The following is a 21,118-nucleotide window of genomic DNA, read 5'->3' as shown; positions in this document are numbered from 1 at the left end:
AGGCGGCCATGGAGAAGACCTTGACGGTGGAAGAACGCCTAGACCGCATTGAGGAGGTCCTGGAAAAAAGCGGCCTCGCCCTCCTCGCTCGGATGGAGGTGGGGGAGACCCTTGCCGAGAACCTGGGCCTCCTCATGGACCCCAAGAACCTCCAGCTCGTCTCCCTCCTGGCCCGCTTCCTGGACCAGGCGGAGGCCCTGGAGAAGCTGGCCGAGACCCTGGAGAAGCTGGACAAGTCCGGGGCCCTCGCCTTCCTCGGGCACCTCTCGGAGAACTTCGGGGAGGGCCTGGGGATGCTCATGGAGCCCCAGCTCCTCCGCCTTGTCTCCCACGGGGCCAACGTCTTGGACCTCCTTTCCCGCATTGAGCCCGCCGCGGTGGGCATGATGGCGGGGGCCCTGCAAAAGGGCCTGGCGGAGACCTTCACCCCTGAGGTGATGCAAGACCCGCCCCGGGTGGGCCTCGCCGGGCTCTTCAAGCAGCTTTCCGACCCCGAGGTGCAGCAGGCCCTGGGGGTGCTCTTCCTCCTCCTTAAGGCCCTGGGCAAGGCCTTCGGCCACATGAGCGAGGAGCGGAAGGCCCTCGAGGCCATGATGGCCAAGATGATGCCCAAGAAGTAGCCCTTCCTGGGGCCCCCACCGCGGCTTTCGCTGCGGTGGGGTGCTTAGGCCAGGGTCACCCGGTCCCGCCCCGTTTCCTTAACCCGGAGGAGGGCGTAGTCGGCCTTGAGGATCCACGCCTCCAGGGCTTCCCTTTCCTCCGGCCCCCCGAGGCCCAGGACCAGGGCGGGAAAGGTGGGGACGTTCTGGACCTCCACCCCCAAGGCGAGGAGGAGGTAGCCCAGGGGGTAAAGAAGGTGGAGGGGGTGGCCCGTGGGGTAGCCCCCCATCGCCTCCAGGTAGCCGTGGGCCAGGTCCGCCACCAGCACGAGGAGAACCCCCACCCCAAGGAGGGCCCGGCCCGGCTGGAAGCGCTCCTGGAAAAGCCCCTCAAGCCTGGGGAGGAGAAGAAGGAGGAGAAGGGCGTCCCAGGCCACGTAGAGCCGGTCCATCCCCAGCTCGGGGTGGAGGAGGGCCAAAAGCCCCAGAAGCCCTAGGGGAAGGAGGCCCAGGGTGAGCCTTGGGGGTCTAGGGGGCAGGCGCCACAGGGCGTAGGTCAGGGCCAGGTAGCCCGCGAGGTGGGGGGACTCCCAGAGGAAGCCCCGGGGGGAGGCGGCCAGGTCCTCGAGGGCCCACACCAGGTCCCCTAACCCCCAGAGGAGAAGGCCCAGGCCCCAGGGGAGGTTCTCCCGCCGCCTCAGGAGGTAGAGGCCGCATCCCACCGCGACCAGGGGGGTGAGGAAGCGCTCGCTCCAGGGGGCGGTGGGGGGGTAGAGGGCGAGGAGGACCAGGAGGGGCAGGGCCAGCGAGGGGAGGATCACGCGTTTAGCTTAGCCTACCCCTCTTTCTCCCCCGCGTGCGTTTGCGCCAGGGCCTCGAGGGCCCCCCTCAGCACCTCAATCCCTTTAAGGAACTCCGCCACCTCCACGTGCTCGTAGGGGGTGTGGTCCAGGGTGGAGTCCCCGGGGCCGTAGGCCACCATGGGCACCTTCCAGTGCGGGGCCAGGACGTTCATGTCGCTGGTGCCGGTCTTCAGCTTGAAGACGGGCCTTCCCCCGGCCTTGCGGATGGCCTGGCGAAAGGCCCGGGTGAGGGGGGTGTCCTTAGGCCCCTGGTAGGGGACCTCACGGCCGAAGAACTCCAGCTCAATCGTGGGGGGAGCGTAGGCCGTGAGGTGGCGGATGGCCTCCTCGGGGGGAAGCCTCGGGGGAAGGCGCAGGTCAAAGAACATCTCCGCCACCTGTCTGAGCTCCGCAGGGTGGACCTTGAAGTCGCGGAGGGTGTACTGCACCTGGTCAAAGGGCCGTTGGCCCACATTCATGGCCTCGGCCCAGGCCTTGATGGCCACGAAGTAGCTGATGAGCTCCTCGGCGGCGTTGGGCTCGTGATGGGCCGAGTGGAAGTGGTCCTTCTCCCGCCGGGCCTTCACCAGAAGCCTTCCCTTGTACCCCAGGGTGATCCCCTCCCAGCCCGAGGGCTCCCCGATCACCGCGTAGTCGGGCCTGAGGCGGGGGGCCACGAACCTTGCTCCCTTGGAGCTTGGGGCCTCCTCCTCCGTGGCCCCCACGAGGTGGACGGTGAGGCGCCTTCTGGCCTCCTCGGAAAGCCCCGCCGCGGCGAAGATCATGGCCACGAAAGGCCCCTTGGCGTCCACCGCTCCCCGGCCGAAGAGCCGGCCTCCTTCCAGGCGCACGGGGATCTGGCCGGGTACGGTGTCAATGTGCCCCAGGAGGACCACCTGGACGGGGCCTTCCCCCACCTGGCCCCGGGCGTTGTCCGCCTCGTCCACGAAGCCCTTGAGGCCCAGCTTTTGCATCCCCTCCGCCAGGTACTCGGCCACGGGCCGCTCCTGTCCGGATGGGGAGGGGATCTCCAGGGCCCCCTTTAGGAACTCAACGGGATCCAAGGCACTTTTGCTCATAGGTTTCCTTGCTCCAGCCCACGTCCTTGAGGATGGCGAGGAGGGTTCCCGGCCTTAGGGTCTCCCCCGGGTGCACGGGTACCGTGGTGGCCCGGCCGTCGGGGTGCCGAAGGCGCACGTGGCTTCCCCGGACCCGCACCACCTGGAACCCCTCCTCCTGCAGGAGGCGGACAAGCTCCTGGCCGGTGATGGGGATGAGGCGGGGGCTCACGCCGCTTCAATTTCCAGCGCGCCCTCCAGGCCTACGACTTCCGCCCTCTCCTCCTCCAGGGATACGGCGATGGCCTCCTGCAGGCGCCGGAGGAGCTCCTCAAAGCTTTGGGCCTGGGTGTGGGCGTGGAGCTCAGGCACGTGGGCCACGAAGTAGCCCTCCTCGTCCCGCTCCACCACCACGCGGTAACGCCGCCTCATCTCCCTATGCTAGCACCGCCCGCACCGCCTCCACCACCCGCTCCAGGTCTTCCTTTTCAATGACCAAGGGCGGCAGGAAGCGGATCACCGTGGGGCCCGCCTGGAGGGCGAGGACGCGGTGCTCCTTCTCCAGCCTGGCGATATAGGGGGCCACCTTCTCCTTGAGCTCCAGCCCCACCATGAGGCCCATGCCCCGCACCTCCCGGATCTTGGGGGAGGGGATTTCCCTGAGCCTTTCCATGAACCATGGGCCAAGCTCCGCGGCCCTCTCCCAAAGCCGCGTCCGCTCCAGGTAGCGGATGGCGGCCACCCCGGCGGCCATGGCCAGGGGGTTCCCCCCGAAGGTGGTCCCGTGCCCCCCCTTGGGCATGCTCCTCGCCACCTCCTCCCGCATGACCGCGGCCCCCAGGGGCACCCCGCCCCCTAGGGCCTTGGCCAGGGTGAGGATGTCGGGGACGATGCCGAAGTGTTCAAAGGCGAAGCGCTTCCCCGTGCGGCCCATGCCGGTCTGGATCTCGTCCAAGATGAGGAGGGCCCCCTTCTCCTGGGTGATCTCCCGGGCGGCCTTCAGGAACTCCGGCGTGGCCGGGCGCACGCCCCCTTCCCCCTGCACGGGCTCCAGGATCACCGCCGCCGTCTCCTCGTCCACGGCCCGCCTAAGGGCCTCCACGTCGTTGTAGGGGATGAACTCCACGGGCTCCACCAGGGGCAAAAAGGGCTCCCGGTACTTGGGCTCCCAGGTGACGGAGAGGCTTCCCATGGTCCTTCCCGAGAAGCCCCGCATGGCGGCCACGAACTTCTTCCTGCCCGTGTGGGCCCGGGCGAACTTGAGGGCGGCCTCGTTGGCCTCGGTGCCGGAGTTCACCGGGAAGACCCGGTTGAGCTCCGGGGGGAGGATGGCGGTGAGGGTGCGGTAGAACTCCCCCCGCATGGGGGTGGGGAGGGTCTGGGGCATGGCCATGAGGGTTTCCGCCTGCCGCTTCACCGCCTCCACCACCTCGGGGTTGCCGTGGCCCAGGTTGGCCACCCCGTAGCCCCCCACGCAGTCTATGTACTCGTTCCCCTCGGCGTCCCACACCTTCGCGCCTTGGCCCCGGACGAGGAGGAGGTCGTGCTTGGTGTAGACCCCGGTGTCCAGGGTCTTCTCCGCCTCCAGAAGGGCCCGCCAGTCTTCCAGGGTTCTCGTCTCCACGCCCGCACCTCCATAAAGAAAAGCCCCGGGGGGCCGCCCGGGAAGCCAGGCTTCCCAGGCGGGCTCAGCTTTTGCCCCGGGCGCGCATCTCCCCTTAAGCCTAGGGGGAGGGTGGGTGGGGTGTCAACCGCGGCCCCGGTAACATGGACGCATGCGAAGGTGGTCGGCGTTTTTCCTCTTCCTGGCCCTGGCCCAGGCCCAGAGCTTTTTCGGCCTTAGTGCGGTGGACAGGAACGTCTTCGGCTTCGGTCAGGCCTTTCCCGCTGGGTTTTGGTGGCGGGTGGGGGTGGACCACAACCTGGAGGCGAGCGCCCACCTCCACCTGCGCCGGGAAGGGCTTACCAATCCCCTCTTTTCCCCTTTGGGCTTTATGGGGCTCGGCCTCCCCGGGGCCTACTACCTGGGGCTTGGAGTGGAGGTGGGGCATGGCGGGAGGCGCGTTTCCGGCCTCGTGGGCCTCGAGGCCTTCTTGGGCGAGGGTTTTGCGGTCTTCCTGGAGGGCATGGGCCCGGTCCTAGACGTCGGCGGGCCCCACTTCGGGATTGGCCTTCGCTACTACCCCTCCGGGCGGGAGGCCTTCACGCCTGCCCTTGACCCCGAGCGCCGCTTCCGCCTGTACGTGCCCATCCCTGTCGGCACGCCTGTGGTCGCGGCCCTGGCCTACGAGGAGGAAGGCTACGCCCTCTGGCTTGGCGGCTGGGCCTTCTTGGGCTTTGGGGCCCTCTGGCCCGCTTTGGGCGCCCACGCCTACCTGGGGGACGCCTTCTTCGGCCTGGGGACGGGCTACGGTTTGGGGGACACCTGGATGGCCTTCCCCTACCTGGGCTACCGCTTCCGTCTGGGAGAAAGGATGGAGGGCTAGCTCCGCTTGCAGGCCCCCTTCCGGGTTTCGGCGGAGCGGAGCTTGGGAGACTTCTATGGCCTCGTGTATAACCTCCTGGACCTCACCCTGGTCTTTCCCCTGTAGGGGTGGGGCGGCTGCAGGGTCTGTTTGGCGCATGTTGATTGAGCACATCATTAGCATATGTGCTATACTTAGTTGATAAGGGGGCGTATCCCCTTAAACGGACCGGAGGTCGGGCATGCTGACCCTGGTGGGCACCTATCCTCCCATCCGTTGCGGCATCGCCACCTTTAACCGCGACCTGCGGGAGGCCCTCTTGCGGGAAGGGGTGCCTTCCCAGGTGGCGGTGGTGGCCCACCCCGAGGAGGTGGCCCTGCCCTTCCCTGAGGAGGTGGTCCGGGTGGTGGCCAGGGAGGACCGGGAGGGGTACAGGGCCTTGGCGCGCCTCCTCCGGGGGCCGGTGATCCTCCAGCACGAGTACGGGCTTTACGGCGGGAAGTGGGGCGACTACGTCCTGGACCTCCTCGAGGCCCGGGGTCCCAAGCTGGTGGTCCTCCACACCCTTCTCCAGGCCCCGCCCCCCGGGCTCGGCGAGGAGGACCTCCGCTACATGCAGGGCCTTCTCCGGGGCATGGCCGAGAGGGCCCAGGCCTTCGTCGCCCTCCACCCGGAAGGGGAAGGTTTCCTGCGGAACTTGGGGGTGCGGATCCCCGTGGCCCACATTCCGCACGGGGTCCCCGATCTTCCGCGGCCCCCTAAGGAGGCCCTGAAGCGGGCCTTGGGGCTGGAGGGCGCCTTCCTCCTCTTCACCTATGGCCTCCTTGGGCCCGGTAAGGGGCTGGAGTTCGCCTTGAGGGTGCTCGCCCGCGTCCTGCCCCACAACCCCAGGGTCCGCTACCTGGTGGCGGGAAGGCTCCACCCGAACCTGGAGCGGCGCGAGGGGCGGCAGTATCTGGAGCGTGTGCTGGAAATGGCCGAGGCCCTGGGGGTGGGGGAGGCCTTCGTCCTGAGGGAGGGGTACCTCTCCGAGGAAGCGCTCTACCGCCTGGCGGGGGCAGCGGACCTCTTCCTCCTGCCCTACCCCAACCTGGGGCAGGTTTCCTCCGGGACCCTCTCCTACGCCCTGGCCCTGGGCAAGGCCGTCCTCTCCACCCCCTTCTGGCACGCCCGCGCCGCCCTCGCTGCGGGCCGAGGGGTCTTGCTTCCCCTGGAAGAGGAGGCCTGGGCCCAGGCGGTTTTGGCCCTCGCGGAAAGCCCCGAGCGCCTGAGGGAGATGGAGGAGCGGGCCTACGCCTACGCCCGGGACTTCACCTGGCCCCGGGTGGCCCGGGCCTACCGGCGGCTTTTGGAGGAGGTGGCGGATGTTCGGCCTCGGGTGGCTTAGGGGCCTGACCGACGCCCGCGGGCTTCTGGAGCACGCCCACCACGGGGTGCCCAGGCTCGGCGAGGGGTACACCACGGACGACAACGCCCGGGCCCTCCTCTACCTCAGCCTCCTCCCCGAGGGGGCCCGGGACGAGGGGCTTGTGCGGACCTACCTCGCCTTCCTCCTCCACATGCAGAAGGAGGACGGCCGCTTCCGGAACGGCCTCACCCTGGACGGCCGCTTTGAGGACGAGGGGGAGGCGGAGGACCCCACGGGCCGGGCCGTCCTCGCCCTCGCCGCTGCCCAGAGGCTTCCTCCCCCCTACGCGGGCCCCGCCCGGGAGGCCCTTCTCCGGGCCCTTCCCGCCCTCGAGGGCTTCACCTCCCTGAGGGGGCGGGCCTACGCCCTCCTCGGGCTTCTCGCCCTGCCCAAGGAGCCCTTCCTCGAGGCGGCCGAGGCCTTAGGGGAGGGGCTCCTTCGCGCCTTCCGGGAGGCCGAGCCCGCCTGGCCCTACCCCGGCCCCCTCACCTACGCCAACCACCGCCCTGTGGAGGCCCTGTACGCCTACGGCCTCGCCTTCCGCCGCCAAGAGGCGGTGGCCCTGGCCCGGAGGGCCCTCGCCTTCCTCAAGGAGCACTACTTCACCCCGGGGGAGGAGGGCCTCTTCTTTGACCCCGTGGGCAACCGCTTCATGGCCCGGGGCCGGGATAAGCCCCTCTTTGACCAGCAGCCCATTGAGGCCAAGTGCGCCCTCCTCGCCCACCTGCGCTTCGGGGAGCGGGTCCTCGCCGAGGTGGCCTTCCTCTGGTTCCACGGGCGGAACCGCCTCCGTGCCCCCCTGGTGGACGCCTTCGGCCCCATGGACGGCCTCACCCCCCACGGCCCCAACCAAAACCGCGGGGCGGAGGCCCTCCTCGCCTACCTCCTCGCCTGGCAGGCCCTGGTCCAGGGGGTCTTCCCCCAGGTGGACGAGGGCGTGGCCCTGGGGCGGGTCTTCGCCTTGGGAGGGCGGCCGTGAGGGTGGCCATGCTGGCCCCCATCGCCTGGCGGGTTCCCCCCAGGCGGTACGGACCCTGGGAACAGGTGGTCTACGACCTCACCGAGGCCCTTCTGGACCTCGGGGTGGAGGTGGTCCTCTACGCCACCTGCGACGCCGAGACCCGGGCGCCTCTGCGGTGCACCGCGGCGAAGCCCCTCTGGGAGGACAGGGAGGCCGACTGGAAGGTGGAGGAGTTCCTCCACATCGCCCGCGCCATGGAGGAGGCGGGGGAGTTTGACCTGGTCCACAACCACTACGACTTCATGCCCCTCTACTTCGCCCCCTTTGTGAAGGTCCCGGTCCTCACCACCATCCACGGTTTCTCCAGCGAGAAGATCAAGAAGGTCTACCGCCGCTACGCCGCCCTTCCCCACGTCCACTACGTGGCCATCTCCGAGGCGGACAAGGACCCGGGCCTTCCCTACCTGGGGGTGGTCCACCACGGGGTGGACCCGCGGCGCTTCCGGGTGGGGGAGGGGGGGAGGCACCTCCTCGTCCTCTCCCGCATCCACCCGGACAAGGGCATCCGGGAGGCCATCCTCTTCGCCCGAAAGTCGCGCCTTCCCCTGAAGATCGCCGGGCCCATCCAGGACGAGGCCTACTTCCAAAACGAGGTGGCCCCCCTGCTCGGGGAAGGGGTGGAGTTCCTGGGCCCCGTGGACCCCGAGACCCGAAGGGCCCTCTTGGATGGGGCCATCGCCCTCCTCCACTTTGTAAACTTTAAGGAGCCCTTCGGCCTTGCTCCGGTGGAGGCCATGATGAGCGGCGTCCCCGTCCTGGCAAGGCCCCTAGGGGCCCTCCCCGAGACGGTGCGCCACGGGGAGACGGGGTTTCTGGTGAGGGACTGGGAGGAGGCCTTGGAGTACCTGGAGGCCGTGAGGCGCCTGGACCGCTGGGCCATCCGTCGCTACGCGGAGGCCCGCTTCTCCCGGGAACGCATGGCCCGGGACTACCTGGAGCTTTACCGAAAGGTGGTGGGAGCGTGAAGACCTACGCCCTGGTGATGGCGGGCGGACGCGGGGAGAGGCTTTGGCCCCTCTCCCGGGAGGACCGCCCCAAGCCCTTTCTGCCCATCTTTGAGGGGAAGACCCTCCTCGAGGCCACCCTGGAGCGCCTCGTCCCCCTCGTTCCCCCCGAGCGCACCCTCCTCGCCGTGCGCCGGGACCAGGAGGCGGCGGCCCGTCCCTATGCGGACGGGGTCCGGCTCCTCCTGGAGCCCTTGGGCCGGGACACCGCGGGGGCGGTGCTCTTGGGGGTGGCCGAGGCCCTGAAGGAGGGGGCCGAGCGGCTCCTCGTCCTCCCCGCCGACCACTACGTGGGGGACGACGAGGCCTACCGGGAGGCCTTGGCCACCATGCTGGAGGCGGCGGAGGAGGGTTTTGTGGTGGCCCTGGGCCTGAGGCCCACCCGCCCGGAGACGGAGTACGGCTACATCCGCCTGGGTCCCAGGGAGGGGGCCTGGTACCGGGGAGAGGGGTTCGTGGAGAAGCCCTCCTACGCCAAGGCCCTGGAGTACATCCGCAAGGGCTACGTTTGGAACGGCGGGGTCTTCGCCTTCGCCCCCGCCACCATGGCCGAGCTCTTCCGGCGCCACCTCCCGAGCCACCACGAGGCCCTGGAGCGCCTCCTCGCCGGGGCTTCTCTGGAGGAGGTCTACGCCGGCCTCCCCAAGATCTCCATTGACTACGGGGTGATGGAGAAGGCGGAGAAGGTGCGGGTGGTCCTCGGCCGCTTCCCCTGGGACGATGTGGGGAACTGGCGGGCGCTGGAGCGGGTCTTCTCCCAGGACCCCCACGAGAACGTGGTCCTGGGGGAGGGGCGGCACGTGGCCCTGGACACCTTTGGGTGCGTGGTCTACGCCGACCGGGGCGTGGTGGCCACCCTGGGGGTTTCCGGGCTGGTGGTGGCCAAGGTGGGGGACGAGGTCCTGGTGGTCCCCAAGGACCGGGCCCGGGAGGTGCGGGAAGTGGTGAAACGCCTCGAGGCCCAGGAATGACGGCCTACGTGGCCTTGGGCTCCAACCTCGGGGACCGCGCGGCCTACCTCTTGGAGGGGCTTTCCCGGCTCTCCCGCCTCCCGGAAACCCGCCTCCTCCGCCTCTCCTCCCTCTATGAGACCGAGCCTTTAGGCCCGCCCCAGCCCCCCTACCTGAACCTGGTGGCCGAGGTGGAGACGGCCCTCCCCCCTAGGGGCCTCCTCGAGGCCATGCTCGCCATAGAGCGGGCTTTGGGGCGGGAGCGCAGGGAGCGCTACGGCCCCAGGACCCTGGACCTGGACCTCCTCCTCTACGGGGACCTCGTCTTGGAGGAGGAGGACCTGGTGCTGCCCCACCCGAGGCTTCACGAGCGGGCCTTCGTCCTCGTGCCCCTTTGCGACCTCGTTCCCCAAGGGCGGCACCCCCTCTTGGGCCGGACCTTCGCCGAGCTTCTCGCGGGGCTGGACCCTTCTGGGGTCCGGCCCCATGTGGTATAGTGGGGGCACCGCGGGGGAACTCCGCGCGAGGAGAAGGAACGTGGAACTAGAAGCAGGAACCGTTGTGGAAGGCCGCGTGGTGCGGGTAGTAAGCTTTGGCGCGTTCGTGGAGCTTGCAGGGGGGGAGCAGGGCCTGGTCCACATCTCCCAGATCGCCCACGAGTACGTGACGAACGTCCGGGACTACCTCAACGAGGGGGACATCGTCCAGGTCCTCATTAAAGGGCGGGACGCCAAGGGGCGGCTGGACCTCTCCATCAAGGACCTGATCCCGGTCCCCGAAAGGGGCGCGCCCCCGCCTAGGCCCAGGCGGCTTCCCAAGCAATCCCCCGAGTTTGAGAACAAGCTCAAGAGCTTTCTCCGGGGCACCGGAGGGTTTGGGGGCAAGGGCAAAAAGGGCGGCCGGAAGAAGCGCTGAAGGCTGAGGAAGGCTCCCCCGGGGCGTTGTCCTCCCAGGGGGTTTGCCGTAGAGTAGGGGGGTATGGCGAAGCCCATTGAGGTGACCGACCAGAACTTTGACGAGACCCTCGGCCAACACCCCTTGGTCCTGGTGGACTTCTGGGCGGAGTGGTGCGCCCCCTGCCGGATGATCGCCCCCGTCCTGGAGGAGATCGCCAAAGAGTACGAGGGGAAGCTCTTGGTGGCCAAGCTGGACGTGGACGAGAACCCCAAGACCGCCATGCGCTACCGGGTGATGAGCATCCCCACGGTGATCCTCTTCAAGGACGGCCAACCGGTGGAGGTCCTGGTGGGGGCCCAGCCCAAGCGCAACTACCAGGCCAAGATCGAGAAGCACCTGCCCGCCACCGCCTGAGGATGCGCATCGCCCTGGACGCCATGGGGGGCGACCGGGCCCCCCAGGTGGTGGTGGCCGGGGCGGTGGCCGCGGCCCGGGAGGGGGTGGAGGTCCTCCTGGTGGGCGACGAGGCCCAGGTGCGGGCGGAGCTTGCCCGCTTGGGGGCCGACCTTCCCGTTTGGCACGCCCCGGACCACATCCGCATGGAGGAGGCGGCCACGGAGGTCCGCCGCCGCCCCCGGGCCTCCGTGAGGGTAGCCATGGAGCTCCTCAAGCGGGGCGAGGTCCAGGCGGTGGTCTCCATGGGGCACAGCGGCGCCACCCTGGCCGCCGCCCTCTTCGTCCTCGGGCGGGTGAAGGGGGTGGAGCGGCCCGCCCTCCTCGTGGAGTTCCCCAGCCTCAGGGGTCGCACCTTCCTCCTGGACGGAGGGGCCAACGCCGACTGCCGCCCTTCCTTCCTCGTCCAGTTCGCCGCCATGGGCTTGGCCTACGCCGAGGCGGGCGGGGCTTTGGCCCCAAGGGTGGGCCTCCTCTCCATCGGGGAGGAGGAGGGGAAGGGGAACGCCCTCGTCCAGGAGGCCTACCCCCTGCTCCGGGCCGCCTTGGGCGAGCGGTTCTACGGCAACGTGGAGGGGCGGGACATCTTCCTCGGGACCACGGAGGTGGTGGTCACCGATGGGTTTACGGGCAACGTGGCCCTGAAGCTCGCCGAGGGGGAGGCCCGGGTCCTCCTCACCTGGATCAAGGAGGCCTTGACCTCCTCCTTCCGGGCGCGCCTTGGGGCCCTCCTGGTCCGGGAGGCCCTCGCCCGGGTGAAGGCCCGGGTGGACCCGGCCGAGTACGGGGCCATGCCCCTCCTCGGCGTGGAGGGAGCGGTCTTCATCGGGCACGGCTCCGCCGACGCCCTGGCGGTGAAAAGCGCCCTTCTGCGGGCCAAGGCCATGGTGGAGGCGGGCCTCCTAGAGCGGGTGCGGCAGAGGCTTTCCGCCCTACACGTCTAGGATGACCTGAGCCTTCCAGCGGCCGTCCTCCTTGCGGACGGAGAGGCCGTGGAAGGTGGCGCTCTTCACCTCCCCCTGGAAGCCGAAACCCTCCTGGAAGGGCTCGCCGAAGAGGGTGGCGGTGAGGCGGTACCCGCCCTCTTCCTCCTCCACCCGGATGCGGGCCCTTCCCGGGACGAAGCCCTTGGTCTGGATCAGGTAGATCAGCTCGTTGAGGAAGCGGACGAGGAGGGTTTCCAGGTCCTCGGCGAAAAGCCTGAGGCGCCGCCGCCTCCTGCCCCCTTGGGGAGGGGTGGTGAACATCACGTCTAGAAGGCCCTTCAGGGCCGCCTGAAAGAGCTCCTCCAGGCCTGGGGCCTCGAGGGCAAACCCCACGTCGGCGGTGTGGTCCAGGGGCTTCACCACCACGGTCCCTCCCGGAGACCGGAGGTGCCCGGCAGGTGGAAGGTCTCGGTCCAGAGGCGCTCGGGGAACATCTCCAGGAACTTCAGCACGGAGAGGGCCTGGGTCTTGTGTTGGGCGATGGCCTGGAGCTTCCGCGCCAAGACCCTCTCGGGGAGGCGGAGGCGGTGGGTCACGGGCCAGGGCCCGTCGGGGCGGACCAGGTAGACCACCTGGGCGAGGCCTTGGGCGGCCTCGCGGGCGTAGCGGCTCGCCGCGACGTGGTCGGGGTGGCCGTTGATGCCGTCCGGGGGGAAGGTGAGGACGAAGCGGGGACGGAGGCGGAGGAGCCGCCCTCGGATCGCCTCCACCGCCTCGGGGTGGTCGGCGAGCCCCCGGCCCGTGGCGGGCCCCCGCTCCCCCTGGGCGCCCTCGGGGAGGGCGTTGGGGTAGTCCAGCACCTCGAGGTAGTCCACTTGGAGGACGGCCGCAGCCCGCCTTAACTCCTCCACGCGCACCCGGGGCAGCTCCTCCGGGGGACAGAGGCCAAGGGTTCTCCCGGCTTCCCCCCGGGTCAGGGTGAGGACCCCGGTCTTAAGCCCCGCCTCCTTGGCGAGGAGGAGGGCTCCGCCCGCGCCGAAGCTCTCGTCGTCCGGGTGGGGCACCACCACGAGGAGGTCCATGCCCCCATCTTGACAGAAGGAGGGGGGCTTGGTAGATTCATAGTTGCGCCGGCAGGGCCGGCGGGGGATCTTGAAAGCGCGGGAACAGGCCAAGCATCTGCGTCCTACGCCCTTTTAGGGCGTTGATTTGTTGGAGAGTTTGATCCTGGCTCAGGGTGAACGCTGGCGGCGTGCCTAAGACATGCAAGTCGTGCGGGCCGCGGGGTTTTACTCTGCGGTCAGCGGCGGACGGGTGAGTAACGCGTGGGTGACCTACCCGGAAGAGGGGGACAACCCGGGGAAACTCGGGCTAATCCCCCATGTGGACCCGCCCCTTGGGGCGTGTCCAAAGGGCTTTGCCCGCTTCCGGATGGGCCCGCGTCCCATCAGCTAGTTGGTGGGGTAATGGCCCACCAAGGCGACGACGGGTAGCCGGCCTGAGAGGGTGGCCGGCCACAGGGGCACTGAGACACGGGCCCCACTCCTACGGGAGGCAGCAGTTAGGAATCTTCCGCAATGGGCGCAAGCCTGACGGAGCGACGCCGCTTGGAGGAAGAAGCCCTTCGGGGTGTAAACTCCTGAACCCGGGACGAAACCCCCGATGAGGGGACTGACGGTACCGGGGTAATAGCGCCGGCCAACTCCGTGCCAGCAGCCGCGGTAATACGGAGGGCGCGAGCGTTACCCGGATTCACTGGGCGTAAAGGGCGTGTAGGCGGCCTGGGGCGTCCCATGTGAAAGACCACGGCTCAACCGTGGGGGAGCGTGGGATACGCTCAGGCTAGACGGTGGGAGAGGGTGGTGGAATTCCCGGAGTAGCGGTGAAATGCGCAGATACCGGGAGGAACGCCGATGGCGAAGGCAGCCACCTGGTCCACCCGTGACGCTGAGGCGCGAAAGCGTGGGGAGCAAACCGGATTAGATACCCGGGTAGTCCACGCCCTAAACGATGCGCGCTAGGTCTCTGGGTCTCCTGGGGGCCGAAGCTAACGCGTTAAGCGCGCCGCCTGGGGAGTACGGCCGCAAGGCTGAAACTCAAAGGAATTGACGGGGGCCCGCACAAGCGGTGGAGCATGTGGTTTAATTCGAAGCAACGCGAAGAACCTTACCAGGCCTTGACATGCTAGGGAACCCGGGTGAAAGCCTGGGGTGCCCCGCGAGGGGAGCCCTAGCACAGGTGCTGCATGGCCGTCGTCAGCTCGTGCCGTGAGGTGTTGGGTTAAGTCCCGCAACGAGCGCAACCCCCGCCGTTAGTTGCCAGCGGTTCGGCCGGGCACTCTAACGGGACTGCCCGCGAAAGCGGGAGGAAGGAGGGGACGACGTCTGGTCAGCATGGCCCTTAAGGCCTGGGCGACACACGTGCTACAATGCCCACTACAAAGCGAAGCCACCCGGCAACGGGGAGCTAATCGCAAAAAGGTGGGCCCAGTTCGGATTGGGGTCTGCAACCCGACCCCATGAAGCCGGAATCGCTAGTAATCGCGGATCAGCCATGCCGCGGTGAATACGTTCCCGGGCCTTGTACACACCGCCCGTCACGCCATGGGAGCGGGCTCTACCCGAAGTCGCCGGGAGCCTGCGGGCAGGCGCCGAGGGTAGGGCCCGTGACTGGGGCGAAGTCGTAACAAGGTAGCTGTACCGGAAGGTGCGGCTGGATCACCTCCTTTCTAAGGAGCAAACAAAAGCCTGTTCCCGCGCTTTCAAGCCGCCCCGCTCCGCTGGCAGCGCACCCCCCTTGGGGGGGTGCTTTTTTTCCCCGCCGAGGCCAGGCCCCGGCGGGGCTTTTTTTAAAGGCCGTGCACGTTGGGTAAGGGCTCGGGGTGGGGGTGGCCCGAGGTGCTGGTCCAGCCCGCGGTGCTTTCAGCGTTTTGCAGAAGGGCCTGGGTCCTCTTGGGCGTTCGGGGCGTCAACCCCTATAGTGAAGCCCATGGACTTCCTGGAGGCCCTTTCCCGGCCGCCCCTCGTTCTCGGGGTGGACCCGAGGCCCAAGCTCCACGGCCCCGAGCCCTTGGCCCACATCCGCCGCTACACCCTGGAGCTCCTCGAGGCCCTGGCCCCGCGCCTTGCGGCGGCCAAGTTCCAGCTCGCCTTCTTTGAGGCCTTGGGCCCTGAGGGGATGGCCCTCCTATGGGAGCTCGCCAGCGCCTCCCGGGTCATGGGGCTTCCCGTGATTTTTGACGGGAAGCGGGGGGACATCGGCTCCACCGCCGAGGCCTACGCCCGGGCCTACCTGGAGGCCTTCCCGGGAAGCGCCCTCACCGTGAACCCGTACCTGGGCCTAGACGCCCTCAAGCCCTTCTTCCAGGCGGCCTCCCGCACGGGGGGCGGGGTCTTCGTCCTAGCGAAGACCTCTAACCCCGGCTCCGGCTTTCTCCAGGACCTCCCCGTGGAGGGGAGGCCCCTCTACCTCCACTTGGCCGAGGCCCTGGAGCGGGAGGGGGAAGGGTACCGGGAGGGCCCCTGGAGCCGGGTGGGGATGGTGGTGGGGGCCACCTACCCGGAGGCCGTGGCCGGGGTGCGGGAAAGGGCGCCCCACGCCCCCCTCCTCCTCCCCGGGGTGGGGGCCCAGGGGGGAAGGCCCCTCAAGGGGGCGGGGCTTCTCCTCGCCGCGAGCCGGGCCCTCTACTACCCCGAAGGAAGGCCGGACCTAAAGGCCGCCCTGGAGGCGGCGGAGGCCCTCTTGAAGGCTCTGGTAGAGTAGGGGGGATGGACGTCCTGGAGCTTTACCGGAGGACGGGGGCTCTTTTGGAGGGCCACTTCCTCCTGAGGTCGGGCCTCCACTCCCCCCTCTTTTTGCAGTCGGCGGCCCTCCTCCAGCACCCCCTCTACGCCGAGGCGGTGGGGGAGGCCCTGGCCAAGCTCTTTGAGGAGGAGAGGGTGGACTTCGTCATCGCCCCCGCCATCGGGGGCGTGGTCCTCTCCTTCGTGGTGGCGAAGGCCCTCGGGGCCCGGGCCCTCTTCGCCGAGAAGGACGGGAGGGGGGGGATGCTCATCCGCAAGGGGCTCACCGTGAACCCCGGGGACCGCTTCCTGGCGGTGGAGGACGTGGTGACCACCGGGGAAAGCGTCCGCAAGGCCATCCGGGCGGCGGAGGCCTTGGGCGGGGTGCTGGTGGGCGTGGGGGCCATCGTGGACCGAAGCGGGGGGAGGGTGGACTTCGGGGTGCCCTTCCGCGCCCTCCTCGCCTTGGAGTTCCCCCAGTACCCCGAGGAGGCCTGCCCCCTCTGCCGGGAGGGGGTGCCCTTGGAGGAGGTCTAGGATGCGCTTGCTTAGCCCCCTTCTCCTCGCCCTCTTTTCCCTTGCCCTGGCGGGCCCGGAGGAAGCGGCCAAAGAGGCCGTGGCCCGCTGGCTTAGGGGGGAGCTCTCCCCGAGCCTCGAGGAGGTCCTTAGGGCCCCTCCGGAGGAGGCCCCGAGGCTCCTTGAGCGCTTCGCCCTCTTTCCTCCCCCTCCCGAGGGGCTTTCCGTGAACCTCCAGGCCCCGAAGGTGGAGGGAAACCGGGTCTTCTTCCCGGCGGCCCTGGGGGAGGAGGTGGGGGAGGTGGTGGTGGTCCTGGAAGGGGGGGAGGCCAGGCGGGTCTACTTCCGCCCCGAGGGGCTTGGGGTGCCCGCCTACCTCCTTACCCCCCTTGCGGGGTGGGGCTTTCTCCTCCTCTCCCTCTTCTGGGCCCTCCTCCTCCTCAGGCCCTCCCCCTTCCGGGCGTGGCTTCTTGAGGCCTGGGCCTTGGTCCTTTCCCACAGGGGCCTTTACCTCTTCACCAACCTCTTCCTCTACGGCCTCTTCGCCCTGGGGAGCCTTCTCGCCTACGCCATGCCCGAGCTCGCCCGGGCGGTGCAGGTCCTCTTCGGGGGCGCTTTGGAGGCCATCGGCCTCCGGGAGGCGGTGGGGAAGGGCGTTTTGGTCCTCGCTGGGGTCATCTTTCACTGGAATTTCAGCCAGGGGCTTTTCCTCACGGGGTTCCTCCCTGCCCTGCTTTTCGGGGTTCCCGTGCTCCTCCTCAATGCTCTCCGCTACTTCGCCTTTGGCTTCGCCCTCTCCCCGGCCCTTCTCGGGAACGCCTTCCTCTTCCACCTGCCCACCCTGGTCCTGGAGCTTCAGGCCTACATCTTGGTGACCTTTGGGGGGCTCGTGCTCCTGGCGAAGACCCTCCGGAGGGAGGGGTACAGGTCGGGGCTCAGGGGGCTTCTCCTCGCCTTCTACCTGGGGGCGCTTTTCCTCCTCGCCGCCGCCTGGTACGAGGCCTGGGAGGTGGTCTTCCTCCTATGAGGGTGGCGGTCCTGGGGGCGGGGGCCTGGGGGACGGCCTTGGCCGTGCTCCTCTCCAGCAAAGGGGTTCCCACGGCCCTCTGGGCCCGGCGGAGGGAGCAGGCGGAGGCCCTGAAGGTCATGCGGGAGAACCGGGACTACCTCCCGGGGGTGGCCCTTCCCGCCTACCTCTACCCCACCCACGACCCCGAGGAGGCCCTGGAGGGGGCGGAGCTCGCCGTGGTGGCGGTGCCCTCCAAGGCCCTCCGGGAGACCTTGGCCGGCCTTCCCCCGGCCCCCTGGTACGTCTCCGCCACCAAGGGCCTCTTTTACGAGGAGGAGGGGGTCCGGACGCCCTCGGAGGTGGTGGAGGCCCTGACCCAAAGGCCCGCCGTGGCCCTCTCTGGCCCCAACCACGCCGAGGAGGTGGCCCGCTTCCTCCCCACGGCGAGCGTGGCCGCGGGGCCGGAGGACCTCGCCCGGCGGGTCCAGGCCCTCTTCTCCGGGCCCACCTTCCGGGTCTACACCGGCCGGGACCGGCGGGGGGTGGAGCTCGGGGGGGCGGTGAAGAACGTCCTGGCCCTGGCGGCGGGGATGGTGGACGGGCTTAGGCTTGGGGACAACGCCAAGGCCGCCCTCCTCACCCGGGGCCTTAAGGAGATGGTCCGCTTCGGCACCGCCCTTGGGGGAGAGGAGGCCACCTTCTACGGGCTTGCGGGCCTTGGGGACCTCCTGGCCACGGCCTACAGCCCCCTTTCGCGAAACCGCGGGGCGGGGGAGCGGCTCGTGCGGGGGGAGGCCCGGGAGCGTCTGGAGGACCGGGGGGTGGTGGAGGGGCTCTACGCGGTGAAGGCCATGGTGGCCTGGGGGAAGGCCCGGGGCGTGGAGCTTCCCATCGCCGAGGCGGTCCACGGGGTGGCCTACGAGGGCCTGGACCCTCTGGCGGCCCTCAGGGCCCTCATGGCCCGGGAGCCCAAGGAGGAGTGAGGCCACCCCATGCCGGCTTGCGCCGGCATGGGGGCCCCGGCAAAGGGTTTTCAAGGGGCTTCCTCGGACCAGCCGGGCGAAGGAAGCGAAAGGGGAGGGGGTCCGGAGGTAGCATGGAGAAAATGCTCGCCCGAAAGCCCCTTTCCCTGGAGCGCTACCTGGAGGAGGAAGCGAAAAGCCCCGTGAAGCGGGAGTTCTACCGGGGCTTTCCCTACGCCATGGCCGGGGCCAGCGCCCTCCACAACCGCGTGGCCCTGAACGTGGCCGCCCGCTTCCTGGAGGCGGCCAGGCCCCGGGGGTGCCGGGTCTACATGAGCGACATGAAGCTTCGCATCCGGGACGAGGCGGTCTACTACCCGGACGTGATGGTGGTCTGCGGGGAAGGCCCGCCCCACCCGTACTACGAGGAAGCCCCCTGTGCCGTGGTGGAGGTCCTCTCCCCCGCCACCGAGGCCTTGGACCGCAGGGAAAAACGGGCCATGTACCTGAGTCTGGATAGCCTCCAGGTCTACCTCCTGGTGGACCCGGAGAGGTGCCGCTTCACCGCCTACCACCTCACCCCGGAGGGGTTTGTGGAGGAGGAGGCCGAGGAGGTGTACGTGCCCTGTTTGGACCTTCGCCTCTCCCTCGAGGACGCCTTCCGGCTTTAAAAGAACTCGGCGAGGAAGCCCAGAAGCGCGGTGCGGAAGGCCTTGGGGTTTTCCAGGTTGGCCAGGTGGCCCGTCTCCGGGAGGATGAGCATGCGGGCGTCGGGGAGGGCCTTCCACATGCGCCTGGCTTCCTCCGGGGGGGTGAGGGTGTCCTCTTCCCCCACGAGGACCAGGGCGGGCACCCCCATCCGGGGAAGGAGGGGGGTGGAGTCGGGCCTTTCCGCCAGGGCGGCGAGGGTTTCCGCCACGGCCTCGGGGGAGGCCTCCAGGATGAGGGCTCTCGCCTTCCCCACCACCTCGGGCTTGGCGGCCTGGGTGGTTCGGCCCAGGTGGCTTGGGAGGAGGGCTTCGGGCAGGAAGCCCACCCCTTCCTTCAGGACCCGCTCCCTTAGGGCGTAGCGGTTCCGCTTGGCCTCCTCGCTGTCGGGCCCCGCCCGGGTGCTGGAGAGGACCATCCCCAAGAAGCGCTCCGGGGCCTTCCGGAAGAGCTCAAAGACGAGGTACCCCCCCATGGAGAGCCCCACGAAGACCGCCTGCTCCAGCCCCGCCTCGTCCATCTCCCCTAGCACCTTCTCGGCGGCCTTCCCCAGGGAAAGGCCCAGGTAGTGGGGGGCGAGGACGGGGAGACGGGTCTTGAGGAGGGCCACCTCGCCCTCCCACATCCTGGGGCTATAGGGGAAGGCGTGCAGGAAGACCACGCCCCTCATGCTTCCTCCACCACGGGCTCGCCCTTGAGGCCCAAGGCCTCGAGGCGGGCGATGAGGCCTGGGTCCTCCACGATGACCACGTTCTCCCGCCCCAGGGTCTTGGCCCGGATCCGGCCCTCCTTGGCCGCCTCCTTCCAGGCCTCCATGAGGTCGGGGTGGGCCACCAGGAGGGGCGTCACCTTGTGGGCCGGGTAGCGCTTCACCTTAAGGCCTCCTCCAGGGCGTGCCAGGCCAGGGTGGCGCACTTCACCCGGGCGGGGAGCTTGGCCACCCCCTGGAGGGCGAGGAGGTCGCCCAAGGCGGGGTCCGGGGGGGCCCCTTCCACCACCATGGCCTGGAACTTGCGGGATAGCTCCAGAGCCTCCGCCACCTTCTTGCCCTTTACCGCCTCGGTCATGAGGGAGGCGCTCGCCGTGCTGATGGCGCACCCCTGGCCCTGGAAGCGGATGTCGGCGATGGTGTCCCCCTCCAGGAGCACCATCACCTCCACCTGGTCCCCGCAGGAGGGGTTCATCCCCCCGGCCCGCTTGGTGGCCTGGGGCAGAACCCCGAAGTTCCTGGGGCTCTGGTAGTGGTCCAGGAGGATCTCCCGGTAAAGCTCGTCAAGGACGCTCATTGGTCCATTATAGCCAGGCCCGGTACTTGGCCTCTATCCTTAGGAGGGCTTCCACGAAGCGGTCTACCTCTTCCTTCGTGTTGTAGAGGTAAAAGCTCGCCCGGGCGGTGGCCGCAAGGCCGAGCTTCCGGTGGAGGGGTTGGGCGCAGTGGTGGCCCGCCCTCACGGCGATCCCCTCCTGGTCCAGGAAGGTGGCGAGGTCGTGGGCGTGGAGGCGGCCTAAGGTGAAGGGGATGACCCCGCCCCGGTCCTCGCCCCTGGGCCCGTAGACCCGGAGGCGCGGCACCTCCTCCAGGCGCTCTAGGGCGTACGCCAGAAGGGCCCGGTCGTGGGCGAAGACCTTTTCCATCCCGACTTCCATGAGGTAGGCCGCGGCCTCGCCCAGGGCGATGGCCTCGGCGATGGGGGGGGTGCCCGCCTCAAAGCGCTGGGGCGGGGGGGCGTAGGTGGAGCGGTCCACGTGGACCTCCCGGATCATCTCCCCGCCCCCCAAGAAGGGCATCATCCCCTCCAGGACCTCGTACCGCCCCCAAAGGACCCCGGCCCCCGTGGGCCCGAGCATCTTGTGCCCGGAAAGGGCGAAGAAGTCGGCGCCAAGGGCCTGGACGTCCACGGGGAGGTGGGGGGCGGACTGGGCCCCGTCCACCACCACGAGGGCCCCCACTTCCTTGGCCTTCTTGGCGATCTCGGCCACGGGGTTGATGGTGCCGAGGACGTTGGACATGTGGACCAGGGAGACCACCTTGGTCCTTTCCGTGAGGAGGTCGTCCAAGGCGCTTAGGTCCAGGCGGCCTTCCTCGGTGAGGGGGATGGCCTTCACCTTGGCCCCCTTGAGGCCCGCCACCAGGTGCCAGGGGACGAGGCCCGCATGGTGCTCCATCTCCGTGACCAGGACCTCGTCCCCCTCCTTAAGGTTCCTAAGGCCCCAGGCGTAGGCCACCAGGTTCATGGCCTCCGTGGTGTTGCGCACGAAGACGATCTCCCGGGGCTCGGCGTGGAGGAAGCGGGCCAGGCGGCGCCGCGCCTCCTCGTAGGCCTCCGTGGCCTCCACGGAGAGGCGGTAGGCCCCCCGGTGGACGTTGGCGTTTTGCTCCTCGTAGTAGCGCTTCAGGGCCTCTATGACCCGCCTCGGCTTCTGGCTCGTGGCGGCGGAGTCCAGGTAGACGAGCTCGGGGCGCTTGGCGAGGAGGGGGAAGTCCTCCCTCAGGGAGCTTAGGTCCATGCCTTAAGTT

At 69.2% G+C, this 21,118-nt stretch carries 25 protein-coding genes, 1 rRNA gene and 1 pseudogene; 16 read left to right on the top strand and 11 right to left on the bottom strand.

The window, feature by feature from the left end; genetic code table 11:
* Positions 1 to 8 precede the first annotated feature (8 nt).
* Positions 9 to 620, top strand: coding sequence for a DUF1641 domain-containing protein (locus tag TthTMY_RS10540; RefSeq protein WP_172844647.1), 612 nt, complete (start codon positions 9 to 11; stop codon positions 618 to 620).
* Between the two features lie 143 nt (positions 621 to 763).
* Here the strand turns inward: TthTMY_RS10540 and TthTMY_RS10535 are convergent.
* The 5 genes and pseudogenes from TthTMY_RS10535 to lysJ all read right to left on the bottom strand — a co-directional run.
* Positions 764 to 1,420 (bottom strand): annotated as a pseudogene (locus TthTMY_RS10535) (GGDEF domain-containing protein); the annotation flags it as partial.
* 14 nt (positions 1,421 to 1,434) lie between these two features.
* Positions 1,435 to 2,520: a [LysW]-lysine hydrolase gene (locus TthTMY_RS10530; protein ID WP_096411224.1), complete on the bottom strand. Its 1,086-nt coding sequence runs from the start codon at positions 2,518 to 2,520 to the stop codon at positions 1,435 to 1,437.
* A complete protein-coding gene (locus TthTMY_RS10525; RefSeq protein WP_096411223.1) occupies positions 2,492 to 2,731 on the bottom strand; it encodes a type II toxin-antitoxin system HicA family toxin in 240 nt (79 codons plus the stop codon). The genes TthTMY_RS10530 and TthTMY_RS10525 overlap by 29 nt, the downstream gene beginning before the upstream one ends.
* Entirely contained in the window at positions 2,728 to 2,931 is a 204-nt protein-coding gene (locus TthTMY_RS10520; RefSeq protein WP_008633533.1) for a type II toxin-antitoxin system HicB family antitoxin, read from the bottom strand. Before TthTMY_RS10520 ends, TthTMY_RS10525 begins: the two co-directional genes overlap by 4 nt.
* Before the next feature lie 4 nt (positions 2,932 to 2,935).
* A complete protein-coding gene (lysJ, locus tag TthTMY_RS10515; protein ID WP_096411222.1) occupies positions 2,936 to 4,123 on the bottom strand; it encodes a [LysW]-aminoadipate semialdehyde transaminase LysJ in 1,188 nt (395 codons plus the stop codon).
* Positions 4,124 to 4,274: 151 nt separating this feature from the next.
* On the opposite strand from lysJ, the gene TthTMY_RS10510 reads away from it, so the two are divergent.
* The 9 genes from TthTMY_RS10510 (at position 4,275) to plsX (ending at position 11,641) form a co-directional block, all read left to right on the top strand.
* The gene (locus tag TthTMY_RS10510; RefSeq protein WP_223903261.1) at positions 4,275 to 4,985 is read left to right on the top strand and encodes a hypothetical protein; all 711 of its coding nucleotides are present in this window, start codon (positions 4,275 to 4,277) and stop codon (positions 4,983 to 4,985) included.
* Positions 4,986 to 5,205: 220 nt separating this feature from the next.
* A complete protein-coding gene (locus tag TthTMY_RS10505; protein WP_096411221.1) occupies positions 5,206 to 6,351 on the top strand; it encodes a glycosyltransferase family 4 protein in 1,146 nt (381 codons plus the stop codon).
* Positions 6,329 to 7,351 (top strand): mannosyltransferase, encoded by a 1,023-nt coding sequence (locus tag TthTMY_RS10500; protein WP_096411220.1) that lies wholly within the window; start codon positions 6,329 to 6,331, stop codon positions 7,349 to 7,351. Before TthTMY_RS10505 ends, TthTMY_RS10500 begins: the two co-directional genes overlap by 23 nt.
* Positions 7,348 to 8,358 carry a glycosyltransferase family 4 protein gene (locus TthTMY_RS10495; RefSeq protein WP_172844646.1) on the top strand — a complete coding sequence of 337 codons (1,011 nt, stop codon included), beginning with the start codon at positions 7,348 to 7,350 and terminating at the stop codon, positions 8,356 to 8,358. Before TthTMY_RS10500 ends, TthTMY_RS10495 begins: the two co-directional genes overlap by 4 nt.
* On the top strand, positions 8,355 to 9,368 hold the full coding sequence (locus TthTMY_RS10490) for a mannose-1-phosphate guanylyltransferase (protein WP_096411219.1): 1,014 nt from the start codon (positions 8,355 to 8,357) through the stop codon (positions 9,366 to 9,368). Before TthTMY_RS10495 ends, TthTMY_RS10490 begins: the two co-directional genes overlap by 4 nt.
* Positions 9,365 to 9,844: a 2-amino-4-hydroxy-6-hydroxymethyldihydropteridine diphosphokinase gene (folK, locus tag TthTMY_RS10485; protein WP_223903260.1), complete on the top strand. Its 480-nt coding sequence runs from the start codon at positions 9,365 to 9,367 to the stop codon at positions 9,842 to 9,844. The genes TthTMY_RS10490 and folK overlap by 4 nt, the downstream gene beginning before the upstream one ends.
* Before the next feature lie 40 nt (positions 9,845 to 9,884).
* Complete coding sequence (locus TthTMY_RS10480) at positions 9,885 to 10,262, top strand: S1 RNA-binding domain-containing protein (protein WP_223903259.1); 378 nt, start codon at positions 9,885 to 9,887, stop codon at positions 10,260 to 10,262.
* 63 nt (positions 10,263 to 10,325) lie between these two features.
* Positions 10,326 to 10,658 carry a thioredoxin gene (gene trxA / locus TthTMY_RS10475; protein WP_096411218.1) on the top strand — a complete coding sequence of 111 codons (333 nt, stop codon included), beginning with the start codon at positions 10,326 to 10,328 and terminating at the stop codon, positions 10,656 to 10,658.
* A 2-nt stretch (positions 10,659 to 10,660) separates the two neighbouring features.
* On the top strand, positions 10,661 to 11,641 hold the full coding sequence (plsX, locus tag TthTMY_RS10470; protein WP_096411217.1) for a phosphate acyltransferase PlsX: 981 nt from the start codon (positions 10,661 to 10,663) through the stop codon (positions 11,639 to 11,641).
* On the opposite strand, the gene TthTMY_RS10465 is transcribed toward plsX, so the two are convergent.
* Positions 11,630 to 12,049, bottom strand: coding sequence for an archease (locus TthTMY_RS10465; RefSeq protein ID WP_096411216.1), 420 nt, complete (start codon positions 12,047 to 12,049; stop codon positions 11,630 to 11,632). The genes plsX and TthTMY_RS10465 overlap by 12 nt on opposite strands.
* Positions 12,040 to 12,705: a PIG-L deacetylase family protein gene (locus TthTMY_RS10460; RefSeq protein ID WP_223903258.1), complete on the bottom strand. Its 666-nt coding sequence runs from the start codon at positions 12,703 to 12,705 to the stop codon at positions 12,040 to 12,042. The genes TthTMY_RS10465 and TthTMY_RS10460 overlap by 10 nt, the downstream gene beginning before the upstream one ends.
* 127 nt (positions 12,706 to 12,832) lie before the next feature.
* Between TthTMY_RS10460 and TthTMY_RS10455 the strand changes: the two genes are divergently transcribed.
* The 6 genes from TthTMY_RS10455 (at position 12,833) to TthTMY_RS10430 (ending at position 18,563) form a co-directional block, all read left to right on the top strand.
* Positions 12,833 to 14,351, top strand: a 16S ribosomal RNA gene (locus TthTMY_RS10455).
* A 260-nt stretch (positions 14,352 to 14,611) separates the two neighbouring features.
* Positions 14,612 to 15,385 (top strand): orotidine-5'-phosphate decarboxylase, encoded by a 774-nt coding sequence (gene pyrF, locus TthTMY_RS10450; protein ID WP_096413020.1) that lies wholly within the window; start codon positions 14,612 to 14,614, stop codon positions 15,383 to 15,385.
* 5 nt (positions 15,386 to 15,390) lie between these two features.
* A complete protein-coding gene (pyrE, locus tag TthTMY_RS10445) occupies positions 15,391 to 15,942 on the top strand; it encodes an orotate phosphoribosyltransferase (protein ID WP_096411215.1) in 552 nt (183 codons plus the stop codon).
* 1 nt (position 15,943) lies between these two features.
* Positions 15,944 to 16,948 (top strand): hypothetical protein, encoded by a 1,005-nt coding sequence (locus TthTMY_RS10440; protein WP_223903257.1) that lies wholly within the window; start codon positions 15,944 to 15,946, stop codon positions 16,946 to 16,948.
* Positions 16,945 to 17,913 carry an NAD(P)H-dependent glycerol-3-phosphate dehydrogenase gene (locus TthTMY_RS10435; protein ID WP_096411214.1) on the top strand — a complete coding sequence of 323 codons (969 nt, stop codon included), beginning with the start codon at positions 16,945 to 16,947 and terminating at the stop codon, positions 17,911 to 17,913. Before TthTMY_RS10440 ends, TthTMY_RS10435 begins: the two co-directional genes overlap by 4 nt.
* 113 nt (positions 17,914 to 18,026) lie before the next feature.
* Complete coding sequence (locus TthTMY_RS10430) at positions 18,027 to 18,563, top strand: Uma2 family endonuclease (protein ID WP_096411213.1); 537 nt, start codon at positions 18,027 to 18,029, stop codon at positions 18,561 to 18,563.
* Here the strand turns inward: TthTMY_RS10430 and TthTMY_RS10425 are convergent.
* Genes TthTMY_RS10425 through TthTMY_RS10410 form a run of 4 tightly spaced genes read right to left on the bottom strand, consistent with a single transcriptional unit; the run spans position 18,560 to position 21,108 of the window.
* Positions 18,560 to 19,270 (bottom strand): alpha/beta fold hydrolase, encoded by a 711-nt coding sequence (locus tag TthTMY_RS10425; RefSeq protein WP_096411212.1) that lies wholly within the window; start codon positions 19,268 to 19,270, stop codon positions 18,560 to 18,562. The genes TthTMY_RS10430 and TthTMY_RS10425 overlap by 4 nt on opposite strands.
* A complete protein-coding gene (locus tag TthTMY_RS10420) occupies positions 19,267 to 19,473 on the bottom strand; it encodes a hypothetical protein (RefSeq protein ID WP_096411211.1) in 207 nt (68 codons plus the stop codon). Before TthTMY_RS10420 ends, TthTMY_RS10425 begins: the two co-directional genes overlap by 4 nt.
* Positions 19,470 to 19,886 (bottom strand): Fe-S cluster assembly sulfur transfer protein SufU, encoded by a 417-nt coding sequence (sufU, locus tag TthTMY_RS10415; RefSeq protein WP_093006710.1) that lies wholly within the window; start codon positions 19,884 to 19,886, stop codon positions 19,470 to 19,472. Before sufU ends, TthTMY_RS10420 begins: the two co-directional genes overlap by 4 nt.
* Positions 19,887 to 19,893: 7 nt before the next feature.
* The gene (locus tag TthTMY_RS10410; protein ID WP_096411210.1) at positions 19,894 to 21,108 is read right to left on the bottom strand and encodes an aminotransferase class V-fold PLP-dependent enzyme; all 1,215 of its coding nucleotides are present in this window, start codon (positions 21,106 to 21,108) and stop codon (positions 19,894 to 19,896) included.
* Between the last annotated feature and the right edge of the window lie 10 nt (positions 21,109 to 21,118).

Origin of the sequence: Thermus thermophilus (genome assembly GCF_019974155.1) — a bacterium.
In the GTDB taxonomy this organism is placed as follows: Bacteria; Deinococcota; Deinococci; order Deinococcales; family Thermaceae; genus Thermus; species Thermus thermophilus_C.
This window is presented reverse-complemented; position numbering and strand designations above follow the sequence as displayed.